This is a genomic window from Streptomyces sp. NPDC002773, from assembly GCF_040295605.1.
GTDB lineage: Bacteria > Actinomycetota > Actinomycetes > Streptomycetales > Streptomycetaceae > Streptomyces.
Genome location: NZ_JBEOVO010000008.1, coordinates 16,269 through 30,264, shown reverse-complemented (window position 1 = coordinate 30,264; position 13,996 = coordinate 16,269). Strand labels below are relative to the sequence as shown.

16 protein-coding genes are annotated in these 13,996 nt (G+C 72.3%); 7 read left to right on the top strand and 9 right to left on the bottom strand.

The genetic code is table 11. From position 1 onward, the window contains the following. Positions 1-7: 7 nt before the first annotated feature. Entirely contained in the window at positions 8-424 is a 417-nt protein-coding gene (locus ABT034_RS12965) for a universal stress protein (protein ID WP_351214327.1), read from the bottom strand. Position 425: 1 nt separating this feature from the next. Next, on the bottom strand, positions 426-1,925 hold the full coding sequence (locus tag ABT034_RS12960) for an APC family permease (RefSeq protein ID WP_351214325.1): 1,500 nt from the start codon (positions 1,923-1,925) through the stop codon (positions 426-428). A 167-nt stretch (positions 1,926-2,092) separates the two neighbouring features. Between ABT034_RS12960 and ABT034_RS12955 the strand changes: the two genes are divergently transcribed. Then, a complete protein-coding gene (locus ABT034_RS12955; RefSeq protein WP_351214323.1) occupies positions 2,093-2,785 on the top strand; it encodes an RraA family protein in 693 nt (230 codons plus the stop codon). A gap of 50 nt (positions 2,786-2,835) precedes the next feature. Here the strand turns inward: ABT034_RS12955 and ABT034_RS12950 are convergent, their stop codons facing one another. Beyond that, positions 2,836-3,273 carry an OsmC family protein gene (locus ABT034_RS12950; protein WP_351214321.1) on the bottom strand — a complete coding sequence of 146 codons (438 nt, stop codon included), beginning with the start codon at positions 3,271-3,273 and terminating at the stop codon, positions 2,836-2,838. 182 nt (positions 3,274-3,455) lie between these two features. On the opposite strand from ABT034_RS12950, the gene ABT034_RS12945 reads away from it, so the two are divergent. The 3 genes from ABT034_RS12945 (at position 3,456) to ABT034_RS12935 (ending at position 6,684) form a co-directional block, all read left to right on the top strand. Further along, positions 3,456-3,743: a hypothetical protein gene (locus ABT034_RS12945; RefSeq protein ID WP_351214319.1), complete on the top strand. Its 288-nt coding sequence runs from the start codon at positions 3,456-3,458 to the stop codon at positions 3,741-3,743. A 64-nt stretch (positions 3,744-3,807) separates the two neighbouring features. Next, positions 3,808-6,189, top strand: coding sequence for a molybdopterin cofactor-binding domain-containing protein (locus tag ABT034_RS12940; RefSeq protein WP_351214317.1), 2,382 nt, complete (start codon positions 3,808-3,810; stop codon positions 6,187-6,189). A gap of 15 nt (positions 6,190-6,204) precedes the next feature. Beyond that, positions 6,205-6,684: a (2Fe-2S)-binding protein gene (locus ABT034_RS12935; protein ID WP_351214315.1), complete on the top strand. Its 480-nt coding sequence runs from the start codon at positions 6,205-6,207 to the stop codon at positions 6,682-6,684. Between the two features lie 43 nt (positions 6,685-6,727). Here the strand turns inward: ABT034_RS12935 and ABT034_RS12930 are convergent, their stop codons facing one another. After that, positions 6,728-7,105: a MerR family transcriptional regulator gene (locus ABT034_RS12930; protein ID WP_351214313.1), complete on the bottom strand. Its 378-nt coding sequence runs from the start codon at positions 7,103-7,105 to the stop codon at positions 6,728-6,730. A 62-nt stretch (positions 7,106-7,167) separates the two neighbouring features. Here ABT034_RS12930 and ABT034_RS12925 point away from each other — a divergent pair, with 62 nt between their 5' ends. Then, the gene (locus ABT034_RS12925) at positions 7,168-8,409 is read left to right on the top strand and encodes an MFS transporter (protein WP_351214311.1); all 1,242 of its coding nucleotides are present in this window, start codon (positions 7,168-7,170) and stop codon (positions 8,407-8,409) included. 58 nt (positions 8,410-8,467) lie between these two features. Here ABT034_RS12925 and ABT034_RS12920 read toward each other — a convergent pair whose 3' ends face one another. Together ABT034_RS12920 and ABT034_RS12915 are read right to left on the bottom strand one after the other, a co-directional pair. Next, entirely contained in the window at positions 8,468-9,307 is an 840-nt protein-coding gene (locus ABT034_RS12920; RefSeq protein WP_351214309.1) for a hypothetical protein, read from the bottom strand. After that, positions 9,307-10,581, bottom strand: a complete 1,275-nt coding sequence (locus ABT034_RS12915) for a VWA domain-containing protein (protein WP_351214307.1) — start codon at positions 10,579-10,581, stop codon at positions 9,307-9,309. The genes ABT034_RS12920 and ABT034_RS12915 overlap by 1 nt, the downstream gene beginning before the upstream one ends. A 105-nt stretch (positions 10,582-10,686) precedes the next feature. Between ABT034_RS12915 and ABT034_RS12910 the strand changes: the two genes are divergently transcribed. Then, complete coding sequence (locus ABT034_RS12910; RefSeq protein ID WP_351214306.1) at positions 10,687-10,908, top strand: DUF6458 family protein; 222 nt, start codon at positions 10,687-10,689, stop codon at positions 10,906-10,908. A 129-nt stretch (positions 10,909-11,037) separates the two neighbouring features. On the opposite strand, the gene ABT034_RS12905 is transcribed toward ABT034_RS12910, so the two are convergent. After that, positions 11,038-11,457, bottom strand: a complete 420-nt coding sequence (locus ABT034_RS12905) for an ATP-binding protein (protein WP_351214304.1) — start codon at positions 11,455-11,457, stop codon at positions 11,038-11,040. Positions 11,458-11,638: 181 nt separating this feature from the next. Between ABT034_RS12905 and ABT034_RS12900 the strand changes: the two genes are divergently transcribed. Continuing rightward, a complete protein-coding gene (locus ABT034_RS12900) occupies positions 11,639-12,511 on the top strand; it encodes an RNA polymerase sigma factor SigF (RefSeq protein ID WP_502972899.1) in 873 nt (290 codons plus the stop codon). A gap of 65 nt (positions 12,512-12,576) precedes the next feature. Here ABT034_RS12900 and thpD read toward each other — a convergent pair whose 3' ends face one another. Beyond that, positions 12,577-13,461: an ectoine hydroxylase gene (gene thpD / locus ABT034_RS12895; protein WP_351214302.1), complete on the bottom strand. Its 885-nt coding sequence runs from the start codon at positions 13,459-13,461 to the stop codon at positions 12,577-12,579. Positions 13,462-13,521: 60 nt separating this feature from the next. Beyond that, positions 13,522-13,941: an ectoine synthase gene (locus ABT034_RS12890; RefSeq protein ID WP_351214300.1), complete on the bottom strand. Its 420-nt coding sequence runs from the start codon at positions 13,939-13,941 to the stop codon at positions 13,522-13,524. Between the last annotated feature and the right edge of the window lie 55 nt (positions 13,942-13,996).

Here is a 13,996-nt window from a genome sequence, read left to right as displayed (position 1 = left end):
CGGACCGTCACGTCTCCGGCGGGACGCAGAGCACCGGCACCGTCGACATGTGCAGGAGTTTGTGGGGCGTGGAGCCGAGCAGCGCGCCGCGCATCGGGCTCTCGCCCCAGCTGCCCACCACGATGACCCGGGCCGCGTGCCGGGTCGCCGCGTCGATCAGGGCCTGCGCCGGCTTCTCGTCGAGCACCTCGACGACGGTCGGCACACCCGCCCGGTCGGCCGCCGCGACCGCCTGCTCCAAACCGGCCCGGCCGGCCTGGCGGACGGCCTCGTGGTGGGACCGGTACTCCTCGCCGGTGGGGCCGGGCGCCGCCGCCCCGTAGACGAGGACGAGCCGCTCGTCGAAGGCGGCGGCCACCTCGATCGCGATGCGCAGCGCGCGGTGGGCGCCGGGGGACTCGTCGTATCCGAGGACGACCGGCATCTCAGCGCTCCTTGCGGCGGACGAGGTCGGGGTCGGCCACTCCCGGCCGTTCCCGCCAGAACGCGGGTGACCGCAGCCGCCACACGATCATGACGATCACCCCGGTGAGAGCGATCCCGATCCCGATGACGAGCGGCGGCCCCAGACCGAACCACGACGTTCCGCTGTACGAGTTCGCCGGGTCGGACATGTCGGCGACCGACCGCACCAGGAGCCACGTCAGCAGTCCGGCGCCGACGAGCGGGCCGAGGCCGATCAGCAGGAAGTTGTGGACGCTCTCGGTGAGATGGCGCCGGTGGTAGACCGCGCAGGCGACGCCCGTGAGCGCGTAGTAGAAGGCGATGAGCAGGGAGAGCGCGGTCAGGGAGTCCAGAAGGGCGTTGGCGCTGATCTGGTTCACCACGAGGTACCAGGCGATGGCGATGCCGGCGACCCACCACGTACTCACGTCGGGGGTACGGAAGCGGGGGCTGACGTGGCCGTAGTGCGTGGGCAGGGCGCGGCGGCGGGCCATGGACAGGGCGGTGCGCGAGGCCGGGATGATCGTCGTCTGCGTGGAGGCGACGGCGGACGTGGCGACGGCGAGGAGCAGGACCCAGTCCCAGCCGCCCAGGACGTCGGTGGCGAGCTGGGCGAAGAGGAACTCCTCCTCGCCCGCGTTCTCCGCCAGGAACGCCGGACCGGCGTAGCCGACGACCGCGAACCCGACGGACACGTACGTGACGAGGAGGATGACGGTCGACCACAGCCCCGCCCTGCCGGGGGCGGTCGCGGAGTCCTCCACCTCCTCGGTGAGGTTGACGGCCGACTCCCAGCCCCAGTAGATGAACACCCCGAGCAGCAGGCCGCCGGTCAGCGCGGCGCCGCCCGCGCCGAAGGGGTTGAGCCAGCCGAGGGCCGGTTCGACGGAGTCGTACGCGCTGGTGCCGGCGTACACCCGGTACAGCGCCACCCCCACGAAGACCAGCAGACAGGCGACCTGCGCCAGGATCAGGACGTTCTGCACCTTGGCCGAAAGCTCCGTGCCGATGACGCAGACGGCCGTCATCACCAGGATCAGGAGCACGGTGAGCAGCTGCCGTACGAAGCTGTTGTCCACCCAGCCGTCCAGGCCGGCAGCGAGCAGCCCGAAGCTCACGGCCACGTCCGCGAGCGAGCCGACGACCAGGACGCCGGTCATCGCGATGGCCCAGCCGCCGAGCCAGCCGGCCCAGGGACCCATCGCCCGCGTCACCCAGGAGAACGTCGTGCCGCAGTCCTGGTCGACCTTGTTGAGGTAGTAGAACGCCGACGCGATGAGCAGCATCGGCACGAAGGACGCGAACATCACGCCGGGCGCGTAGATCCCGGCGAGGGCGACGATCGGGCCGATGACGGCGGCGAGGGAGTACGCGGGGGAGGTGGAGTTGAGGCCGATGACGAGGGCGTCGACGAACCCGATCGCGTTCGCCTTCAGCCGCGGGGTCCGTTCCGGGGGCGGCGCGGCGTCCTCTGTGGCCATGGGTCCCTCGCTCCGGTTCCACCCCGCTCGGACAGGGAGACGTACCTCCTCATGGTAGGAACGGCCCGCCCGGGCCGCACTCCGGACGACGGGCGGCAGCCCCGTCCCGACCGCCCGGTAGCATCGCGCAGCCCGCCGCACCCGTCACAGAACGGAACGAACGCCCGATGCTGAAGGACTTCGCCGACCTCTCCACGCCGCTCATCGCCGACGCCTGCGTCCGCCTCGGGGAACCGCTGCGTGCGGCCCCCGCCGGGATCCTGCCCGTCGCCCCCGGCATGCGCGTCGCCGGCCGGGCGCTGCCCGCCCGCCACTACGGAAGCGTCGACGTCTTCCTGGAGGCCTTCGCGCACGCCGAGCCCGGGGACGTCCTCGTCATCGACAACGCCGGCCGCGACGACGAGGCCTGCGTCGGCGACCTCGCCGTGCTGGAGGCCGAAGCGGCGGGGGTCGCCGGGGTCGTCGTCTGGGGCCTGCACCGGGACACCCCCGACCTCGTCGGAATCGGCCTTCCCGTCTTCTCGTACGGACGCCACGCCCCCGGCCCCGTACGCCTCGACCCCCGGGACCCGGACGCGCTCCGCACCGCCCGCTTCGGCGACCACGAGGTGACCGCGGCCGATGTGGTGTTCGGCGACGACGACGGCGTGGTGTTCGTGCCGGCCGCCCGTGCGGCCGCCGTCCTGGAGGCCGCCCGCGCCCTCTTCCACACCGAGCGCGAACAGGCCCGTCGCATCAGGGCGGGGGAGACCCTGCGCGCGCAGACCCGGTTCGACGCCTATCTGGCCGACCGGGCCGAGGACCCCTCGTACACCTTCCGGCAGCATCTGCGCCGGATCGGCGGCGCGATCGAGGAGTGAGCGGGGGGAGGCCGTCAGTCGGGCTGACGTACGGGCTGCCGGCCGGGCTTTCAGCCCTCGAAGCCGACCGTGCCGTCCGGCAGGATCGCCTCCACGCGTGCGCCGTGCTCCACGGTCCGGCTCACCGTGCAGAACTTCTCGTGCGTCAGACGCACCCCGCGGGCGAACACCTCGGCCGCCCGCGGGTTGTTGTCGGGCAGCTCGAACTCGTAGCTGACCCGGATCCGGCCCACCCGGCCGTCGTCCTCGGGACCGGAGACCGACTCCACCACGATCCGCAGGTCGTCGTGGTCGACGGCCCGCGCGGTGCGGTCCACGACGAGGCCACCGCAACCGCCCATCGCCGCGAGCAGCAACTCGACCGGGGTGAACGACGGCTGGGCGTCGGCATCGTCCGCGGCGGCCATCCGGACCTCCGCGCCCCGGTCGTTACGGGCGGTCCAGTTCCGGTACCCGGTGCGGACGGTCTCGATCCGGTAATCGGCCATGGCGGCGGTCTCCTTCGTCGTCGTCAACGTTCCCCGTACGGTACGGTCGCCCACCCGCCGCCACTCGCCCGGCACGCTTCTTCGGGGCCGGGCCTTCGGGCGGGCACGTCTGAGTAGCCGGTGCGCACGGTCTGAGTACGTCGACCGATACGCCGCGCGCCGCCCGCTGATGAACTGTGACCATGACCTCCGACGTCCGGCGCACCCGCCCCCTCCAGCACGTCACCGCCACCGGCACGGCCCTCGCCGTCGCCCTCGGTCCGCTGGTGGTCGGCGCACTGATCGCCCGGTCGGTGGGCGGGGACCCGATGGTCTCGGTCAACGCCCTGATCGCGGGCGGCGGCCAGCGTGCCCGGCTCTCCCGCGCTCAGCTCCGTTCGGGAGCACGCCTCCGCCCCGGTGCGCGCCGGCGCCGGACAGGAGCGGCGCGACGCCGTCCGGTGAACGGCTTCCGGAGGTACGCCGGATGAGCGATGATCGTCGCCGACGATACCCGGCGGTAGCAGGCCGGGGTCATGGCGAAAGGGCACCCGAATGGCGAGGCGGCACCCCGCACGGGACGAACACCGCACGAGCGGCACCGGGGACGAGAACCCGTCGGGCGGGAGCGGCCCCGGCATCGCCCGTCGCCGCTTCCTCGGGTACGTACTCGCCGCGCCGACCCTCACCGTCGCCGCCCAGCTCGGCGCCGAGGCCCTCGCCCCCAGGGAGGCCGCCGCCGCGGCCCCCGAGCTCATCCCCTCGCTGCCGGGCCCGGCCGAACTCCTCGACCTGAACGAGCTGCTGACCCTCGCGGCCCTGCCCACCAGCCACCTCATCACCATCCGCTTGGACGTCGACGGCACCGCCCACTTCGCCCTGCCCCGCGCCGAGGTCGGCCAGGGCGTCACCACCTCAAGCGCCATGATCGTCGCCGAGGAGCTGGACCTGCCCCTGGACAAGGTGAGGGTGACGCTGGCCGACGCCCGGCCCGAGCTGCTCTTCAACCAGCTGACCGGCGGTTCCAACACCACCTACTCCACCTACACCCCGCTCCGTGTCGCCGCCGCCGTCGCCCGGGGCCGCCTCCTGCGCGCCGCCTCCCTCGTCCTCGGAGACGCCGTCTCCACCCTCACCACCAAGGCCGGAGCCGTCGTCTCCCCGACGGGCACGCTGCTCGGCTACGGCGAACTGGCCGAACGGGCCGCAGCCGTCACCGACACGGCGGTCGAGGTGACCCTGAAGGACCCCGCCCGCTTCCGGGTCATCGGCACCGGGCAGCGCCGCGTCGACGCGCTCGAAGCCGTCACCGGCCGCAAGAAGTTCGCGATGGACCTCCAGGTCCCGGACGCCCTGCCCACCATGGTCTGCCGCCCGCCCACCATCAACGGCACGGTCCGCTCCGTCGCCAACCTCGCCGAGGTGCGGGCCATGCCCGGCATCACCGACGTCGTGACCGTCTCCACCGGCGTCGCCGTCCGCGGCCGGACCTTCGGCCAGTGCGTCGACGCCGTCCGCGCCCTCCGGGTCGACTGGGAGCCCGGCACCGCGGAGGGCGCCTCCGACGCCACCGTCCTCGCGAAGCTCCGCCGGGCCGAACTCCCCCTTGTCGTACCGCCGCTGCCCCTGCTCACCAAGGCGGTCGACGCCCGCTTCACCTTCCACTTCGCCAGCAACGGCGCCCTGGAGACCAACTGCGCGATCGCCGACGTCCGGGAGGACTCCGCCGAGATCTGGGCCTCGCTCAAGGCCCCGATCGTCGCCCAGGAGCAGATCGCCCTCAAGCTCGGACTTCCGGTCCCCGCTGTCCGCGTCCATGTCACCGAGGGCGGCGGCTCCTTCGGCCGCAAGCTGTTCTCCGACGCCGCCCACGAGGCCGTCGAGATCTCCAAGGCCCTCGGCAAGCCCGTCAAGCTGATGTGGCACCGCACCGACGACTTCCGCCAGGGCCGTACGCACCCCATGTCCACCTCACGGGTCCGCGCCACCTACGCGCTCGGTGAGGTCCTCACGTACGAGCAGCGCCACACCTCCGTGGCCACCGACTTCGGCCACGGCATCGGGGAGGTCCTCACCGCGGAGGCGGCCCGGCTGCCCGTCGCCGACGCCGCCTTCTCCCAGACGATGTTCCAGCTCACCCAGATCAGCCCGTACCACCTCGGCGTCACCACCCAGCTGCTCGCCGAGACCGACAAGGGCTTCAACACCGGGTCCATGCGCAACATCTACTCGCCCAACGTGCGCTGCGCGCAGGAGCTCGTCATGGACGAACTGGCGAAGCGCATGGGCCAGGACAGGTACGCGCTGCGGCGCCGGCTCACGAAGGACCCCCGGGCCCGCGCCGTGCTCGACAAGGTCGCCGAGGTGGGGAAGTGGGGCCGGACCATGTCCGCCGGTACGGCCCAGGGCATCGCCGTCCACACCGAGTACCACTCCGCCGTCGCGATCCTCGCCGAGATCGACTGCCGTCCCGAGACCACCGGCCGGAAGATCCCCGGCGCGTACACCGGTCCCCGCGTGACCAAGGTGGTCTGCGCCGTCGACGTCGGCCTCGCCGTCAACCCGCGCGGCCTGGAGGCCCAGATGATGGGCGGCATCTCCGACGGCATCGCCATCACCCTGACGTCCGGCCTCCACCTGCGCGACGGGCACTTCCTCGAAGGCAGCTGGGACCAGTACTTCTACACCCGGCAGTGGAACACCCCGCCCGAACTCGAGATCATCGTGATGCCCCCGACCGGCGACAAGCCGGGCGGCGCCGGCGAACTCGCGGTCGCCGGCGCCATGGCCGCCGTCGCCTGTGCCTACGGTCGGGCCACCGGCACGATGCCGACGGTCTTCCCCGTCAACCACGCCGAGCCGCTCGCCTTCATCCCCCTGCCGACCGTCCCGCCCGTCCCCGCCTCGCCCACCGACGGCCGCGACCGCGCCCTGTAGAGACCTGGAGTCCCCGTGCCGCAGCACACCTTCATCCTGAACGGCAAGGCCGTCACCGCCGAGGTCGAGGGCGACGTCCGGCTCCTGTGGGTCCTCCGCGACGTCCTCGGCGCCACCGGACCCAAGTACGGCTGCGGGGTCGGCGTCTGCCGGGCCTGTACGAGCCACCTCAACGGCAAGGCGTTCACGCCCTGCGCCGTGCCCGTCGAGGAACTCGGACCGGACGACGAGGTCACCACCATCGAGGGCCTCCCGGACACCGTGGGGAGCGAACTCCACCCGATGCAGGAGGCCTGGCTCGACCTCGACGTCGCCCAGTGCGGCTACTGCCAGCCGGGCCAGATCATGACCGCGGTGGCGGAGGTCCGTCGGGCCAGGGAGGCCGGCCGGGAGATCACCGAGGCCGACCTCGACACGATCCGCAACATCTGCCGCTGCGGCACCTACCACCGCATCCGCCAGGCCGTCCTGGAGGGGGCCCGCCGGATGGAGTGAGCGGTCGTCCCGTGAGCGGCTACGCCGACGCCTCCGTGACCGGCTACGCCGACGCCGCCGCGGGCTTCGCGCGTACCGCGTCCAGGTACTCCGCCACCGCGTCCCGGTTCCGGGTGAGGCAGCAGATCCGCTCGGTCATCCGGTCCCGCTCCTCCTCCAGGGTGGCCAGCATCTCCGGGGTGGCGTCCGGGAAGTGGATGACGCGCGGCTTGTTCAGGCACGGCAGGATCTGCTTGATGATCCGGGTCGGCAGACCGGCGTCCAGGAGGCCCCGGATCTGCAGGACCCGGTCCACGTTCGACCCGTCGTACTCCCGGTAGCCGTTGGGCTGCCGGTCCGCGACGATGAGACCCTGCTCCTCGTAGTAGCGCAGCAGTCTGCGCGGTGTTCCGGTGCGCTCCGACAGCTCCCCGATCCGCATGGAACTCCCTTCCCAGGACCCGCTTGACCTTCACATCAATGTGAGGGTTTCAGCATAGGTCCATGGCCAACCACACGACAGCGGCGGCCCGTTCCGCCGCGCTCCCCGCCACGGACGCACCCGCCCCCTCCGGGCGGCTCCCGCTCCTCGCCCTGCTCGCCCTCGCCACCGCCGTCTTCGTCACCAGCCTCACCGAGACCCTCCCCGCCGGCGTCCTGCCCGCCATGAGCGCCGACCTCGGCGTCGGTGAGGCCGCCATGGGCCAGTCCGTCACCGTCTACGCCCTCGGGACGGCCCTCACCGCCGTACCCCTGGCCGCGCGCACCGCCGGATGGCGCCGCAAGCGCCTGCTGCTCACCTCGGTCGCCGGATTCGCCGCCGCCAACACCGTCACGGCCTTCTCCTCCTCGTACGCCCTCACCATGGGCGCCCGGTTCCTCGCCGGGGTCGCCGCGGGCGTCGCCTGGGCCCTGCTCGCGGGGTACGCCCGCCGGATCGCCCCGCCGCACCTCCAGGGCCGGGCCGTAGCCGTCGCGATGACCGGCATCCCGCTCGCGCTCTCCCTCGGCGTGCCGGCCGGCACCTTCCTCGGCGAGGCCGTGGGCTGGCGCACGGCGTTCACCGCCATGACCGTCATCGCCGTCGTGCTCCTCGGCTGGATCGCGCTCGCCGTCCCCGACCTGCCCGGCGAGGCCCCCGGCGGGCGGGCGCCGGTCGCCCGCACCCTGAAGGTGCCCGGTGTCCTTCCGGTCCTGGCCGCCACCTTCACGCTCGTCCTGGCCCACACCGTCCTCTACACCTACGTCGCCGCCTACCTCGGGCACCTCGGCCTGGCCGGCTCCACCGGGCTCGTCCTGCTCGTCTTCGGCGCCGCCTCGCTGGCCGGGATCTGGTTCACCGGCCGGCACATCGACCGCAGGCTGCGGATCCTGACCCTCGCGGGGACGATCCTGTTCGCCGTGGCGGCCGCCGTACTCGCCGTCCCTGCCGCCGCGTTCGCCGACCCGGCCGGCAGCACCGCGCTCGCCCTGACGGCCGCCGCGCTCTGGGGGTTCGGCTGGGGCGGCGCGCCCACCCTGCTCCAGACCGCCGTCGCGGACGCGGGTGGGGACGCCGCCGACACCGCGCAGACCATGCTGGTCAGCCTCTGGAACGCGGCCATGGCGGCCGGCGGCCTCGCGGGCGGTGTCCTGCTCGACGTCCTCGGCGCGGGCGCCCTGCCCTGGACCGTGCTCGTCCTGCTCGTCCCGGTGGTGGCTCTCGTGGCCGGAGCCCGCGTCCACGGTTTCCCCGCCCGCCGGTGAGCCCACGGAACCACGTAGGCCCCCGCCGTCCCGGCGGGGGCCTACGTGCGCGTGACCGTCAGGCGGCCGGAGGGACCCGGGACGGGCGTCCCGCGCCGCGCGTCAACACATAGCCGCCGACGCCCGCGAGCGCCGCGAGCACGCCGCCCGCCGCGGTCCAGAGCCAGCGGTCGGACCACCATCCGGAGGCCCAGCCGTCCTCGGGGGCCGCCGCCTCGACGGCCGAGGGCCGGCCCGCCTCGGCGTCGGCCTCCGCCTGGTCCGCGGTCGTCGCCCCCGGCACGAGCGGCGCGGCGAGCGCGCCGTCCGAGGCGTAGGCGCCGCCCTCGTCGACGGTCGTCACCCCGATCCGGGCCGAGAACGGCTGGCCGAGGTCCTCGTCCGGCAGGCCCGTGACGGTCAGCCGTATGTAATAGCTGCCGGGCAGCGGGTCGTTCGCCCAGGCGTCGGCCGCGGCGCGGACCGGCCGCAGCACACAGGCGAGTTCCACGGCCGCGGTCTCCTTCGCCGCCGTACGGGACTGCGTCCCGTACATGCACGGCTGACGGCGCCGCAGCCCGTCGTACACGTCGACCCGCCAGGTCGTCGGCCCGTGCCGCAGAGCCGTGTCGGGCAGCGTCACGGTGGCCTTCACCGTCGGCCGCTGACCGGTGTCCGCCGGGAACACCCAGTACAGGTAGTCACCCGTGGCGGCCCGCGCGGTGGCCTGCTGCCCGGGAAGGAACCGCGCGGCGGTCCGGAACGTGGTGCCCGCCTCCGTCGGGCCCGCCGTGGAGCCGGTGTCCCCGCTCGGGTCCGCCGACGCGGAGGGGGAGTCGGCCAGGGCGCCCGGCGCCGCGAGACCGAGGAGAGCGGCGCCCGTGAGCGCGGCCGCGGCGAGCATGCGTACGGTACGCATCAGTGGGTCCTCCAGACAGCGACGCGCCAGCGGGACACCCAGCCCCAGAGCAGACCGGCCAGGAAGCCGACGAGCACGAGCGCGCCCAGCAGCCACCAGCCGCGGCCGAGACCGAACGAGGCCACGTCCGAGGCGGTCGACGGGCCGTCGACGACGTCCACCGTCAGCTCGATCGGCATGCCAGGCGTCCTCTTGACCGACGGGGGAGCGGAGAACGAGTTGCTGACCTGGAGGCAGACCGTCTCGGCGGCCGGCTTGGCGTCCCCAGGCCCGTCGTCCAGCTCCGGCTTCGGATAGCGCAGGCCCGTCGAGATGACGTCGGTACGCCCGTCGCCCGCCTCGGAGCCGCGCACGATCTCCCGGCCGTGCCGGGTGACGGCGCGGAGCAGCACCCCGTAGTCGTTGTCGACGGCCCGGTCGGCCGACACGCTGACGGAGGCGCGCAGCTCCTGACCGGGCAGCAGGTCCACCCGGTACCAGCGGTGCTGGCCGAAGGTCTCGCGGTCGGTGTACAGGCCGGGCTTGAGCTGCGGCGCGTCGGCGCAGCGCCCGGCGCCCTCGGTGGCCACGGGCGTGACGACCGGGTCGGCGGCGCGGTCGACCAGTTGGCGGACCCGGCGGGAGAGGTCCTCGGTGCGGTGGACCGAGGTGTACGTGCCTCCGGTCGCCTCCGCGATGCAGGTGAGCTGCTGCCGGGTCTTGGCGTTCGGCACCAGACCCAGGGTGTCGATGACGAGGTGGATGCCCTTCGCCGCGATCTCCCGCGCCACCTGGCAGGGGTCGAGCGGGGCGCAGGTGTCCTCGCCGTCCGTGATGAGCACGATCCTGCGGGTGGCGTCGCCGCCCTCCAGGTCCTCGGCCGCGCCGAGCAGCGCAGGGCCGATCGGGGTCCAGCCCGTCGGGGCCAGGGTGGCCACGGCGGTCTTCGCCTCGGTCCGGTCGAGCGGGCCCACCGGGTAGAGCTGCCGGGTGTCCTTGCAGCCCCGCTTGCGGTCCGGCCCCGGGTAGTCGGCGCCCAGTGTGCGGATGCCCAGCCGGACCTCCTCGGGCACCGCGTCCAGGACCTCGTTGAAGGCCTGCTTGGCCGCGGCCATCCGGGACTTGCCGTCGATGTCCTCGGCCCGCATGGAGCCGCTGACGTCGAGGACCAGCTCGACCTTGGGGGATTCCTTCGCCACCGGCTCGTCGGCGGTCGCGCTCGTCGGCAGGAGCGCGACGCCCAGGGCGGCGAGCAGCGCGCAGGCCCCGGTCGCCAGCCGTCTTCTCGTGATCATCGCCGGATCGTATTGATGATCCTCCGACAATCCAAAACCGGGGGCACGGGATGAGCCGGAAGGACCGGGGTAGCCGATGCCCATCTCACCCACTAGGGAGGAATCATGGGTCTGGGTGTCTGCATCATCCTGATCGCGGTCGGAGCCATTCTCACGTTCGCGTCCGACTGGGAGGTCGAGGGGGTCAACCTCGATCTGGTCGGTCTGATCCTCATGGCCGTCGGCATCATCGGAACGGCGGTCTATACCAGCATCCTGAGGCGGCGTCGGCTCGTGGTCCCGCCGACCACCACCGTGACCGACAACGACCGACGGGACCTTCTCTGAGTCCGTGTCCGTCCGCACCGGACGGTTTCCGCGCCACACGAGAGGGGTGGCCACGCGAACGGCGTGGCCACCCCTCTCTTTCCGCGGCTCCTCCGCGGCTCTCGCGCGACTCTCCCGCGGTGGGCCTGCTCATCGGTCGATCGTCACCGTCGCGTGGATGGTCTTGCCGTCCGGGCGGGTGTCCACGGAGACGTCACGGCACAGCCGCAGCACGATCGGCCAGCCGTAGCCGCCGGGACGCAGTTCCTCGCGGGGCTGGTAGAGCGGGGCGACCCCGCTGGCGTCGGCCACGGACACGGTCACCCGGTCCGGCCCGACCCTGATCCCGAAGCCGGTGACCCCGCCTCCGTGGCGGAGCGAGTTCGTGACCAGCTCCGAGGTGACGAGGAGCAGATCCTCGACCTGGGAGGGATGCAGAGGGCCGAGAGCCGCGAGCGCGTGGCGGACGAGCTGCCGCGCCTGGGCCGGGGTACGGACCGGGGACGATCCGCCGTACCCCGCGCCATGGGGGCCGGCCGCCCGGGACAGGATGTCGCTCCGGATCTTCATCACAAGTCCCTTTCTTCCTGGTTCGTCATCAGGTGACAGGGTTCGCCTGCCCGTTCCTCACGCCCTGATGCCTCCGACCCCACGGGAGGAAAGGGTCCGAATGGAGTGGAGTGCCCACGGCAAGCCGGGGTACGAGAACCAGGATCGCTGAACTGACCGCGAGCAGGAGGAGGTTGATCCCGTGCGGACCCAGCCGGCCCAGGCGACGACGACGTACGTGACGAACGGTACGCGTGAGGACCTGCCGGTTCTCGACGCACCCCACCGGCTCGCGCCCCAGGACGCGCGTGCCCTGTCGAAGATGTTCTTCCGTGAACTGGCCGTACGGGAGGAGGGCACGGAGGGCCATCAGTACGTACGGAACACGCTGATCGAGATGAACATGTCGCTGGTGCGGTACGCGGCCGGGCGGTTCCGTGCGCGGGGCGACGAGATGGAGGACATCGTCCAGGTCGGCATGGTCGGTCTGATCAAGGCGATCGACCGCTTCGACCTGTCGCGCGAGGTGGAGTTCGCCACCTTCGCCGTGCCGTACATCGTGGGGGAGATCAAGCGTTTCTTCCGTGACACCACCTGGGCGGTGCACGTGCCCCGCCGGCTCCAGGAGGCGCGGGTGGAGCTGGCGAAGGCGACCGACGAGTTGAGCTCGCGGCTCGGCCGGGCCCCCCGCGTCGCGGAGCTCGCGCCGCTGATGGAGCTGTCCGAGGACGAGGTCGTCGAGGCCCAGGTGGCCGCCAACGGCTACAACTCCACGTCCCTCGACGCCACGATCGGCGGCCCCGACAGCGAGGACGACGACGCCGCCCTGGCCGACCTCATCGGCCAGGAGGACCCGGCGATCGAGCTGTTCGAGGACTTCCACACTCTCGCCCCGCTCGTGGAGGCCCTCGAGGAACGCGACCGGGTGCTGCTGCACCTCCGCTTCGTCGAGGAGCTGACCCAGACCCAGATCGGCGAGCGGCTCGGCGTCTCGCAGATGCATGTCTCGCGACTGCTTGCTCGGAGCCTGAACCGGCTCAGGGAAGGTCTGGTCGAGTCGGGCACGGACGACTGAAGGCCACGGAGGAACGACCGAGGGGTGTACGGCTGAGCCGTACACCCCTCTCGGCTGTCATCGGATCACGGGCGCGCGGCGATGAAGGAGGGCCGCCGGACCGGGGCGGCGAAGGGCGCCTCGGGCTGGTTCTCGACGCTGTTGAAGACGAGGAACACATTGCTCCGGGGGTACGGGGTGATGTTGTCGCCCGACCCGTGCAGCGCGTTGCAGTCGAACCAGGTGGCGGACCCCGCGGGGCCGGTGAAGTGGCGGATGCCGCAGGCGTCGGCGAAGGTGGTCAGCGCCTCGTCGGACGGGATGCCGGCGTCCTGCATCCGCAGCGACTTCTTGTAGTTGTCCTGGGGCGTGGCACCCTCGCAGCCGAGGAAGGTCCGGTGCGAACCCGGCATGATCATCAGACTGCCGTTGGTGGTGTGGTTCGGGGTGAGCGCGATCGACACCGACACGGTCCGCATCCTCGGCAGGCCGTCCTCGGCGTGCCAGGTCTCGAAGTCGGAGTGCCAGTAGAAGCCGCTGGCGCCGAAGCCTGGCTTGACGTTGACCCGCGACTGGTGGACGTAGACGTCCGAGCCGAGGATCTGCCGGGCGCGCCCCACGATCCGCGGGTCCTCGGCCAGCTTGGCGAAGACCTCGCTGATGCGGTGGACCTCGAAGACGGAACGTATCTCCTGGGAGCGGGGTTCGACGATCGCCCGTTCGTCCGTCCGTACGGCGGGATCGGTGACGAGCCGGTTCAGCTCCGCCCGCAGCTCGTCGACCTCGTGTGGGGCGACGAGTTCGTCCACCGTGATGAAGCCGTCGCGGTCGTACTCCTCCAGTTCACGGGCCCAGAACGGCCCCGCCGTGCCGGGCTCGGACCACACGACCGGGTCCTTGCGGCCGATCAGCTCCTCCTTGGGGCCACGGGTGGGGTAGAGGTCGACGGGGCGGGTGGGTGCGGAGGTCATGAGGGAGCGTGCCTTCCTTCCTGTACGGGTTCGTTCGGTCGCCGGGTGCCGCGCCGTGGCTCAGCTCTCTTCGCGGACGGACTCGTCCGGCTCGGTGAGCAGGGGGTAGACGCCGTTCTCGTCGTGGTCCTCGCGCCCGGTGACGGGCGGGTTGAAGACGCAGAGGCAGCGGAAGTCCCGCTTGACCTTGAGGGTGTGGCGCTCGTGCCCGTCGAGCAGGTACATCGTTCCGGGCACGATCGTGTACGTGCGGCCCGTCTCGTGGTCGGTGAGCTCGGCCTCGCCCTCTGTGCAGACGACGGCCTCGACGTGGTGCGCGTACCACATGGACGTCTCGGTGCCCGCGTACAGCACCGTCTCGTGGAGGGAGAAGCCGACGCGCTCGCGGGCGAGGAGGATGCGCTTGCTCTCCCACGTGCCCGAGGCGGCCCTCACATGCCGCTCGGTGTTCTCCAGCTCGTCGAAGGAACGGACGATCATGGGGTGTTGCCTTTCCGTGCGTGCTCGGTACGTGCTGCGTGTCGCGTGTGCGGGG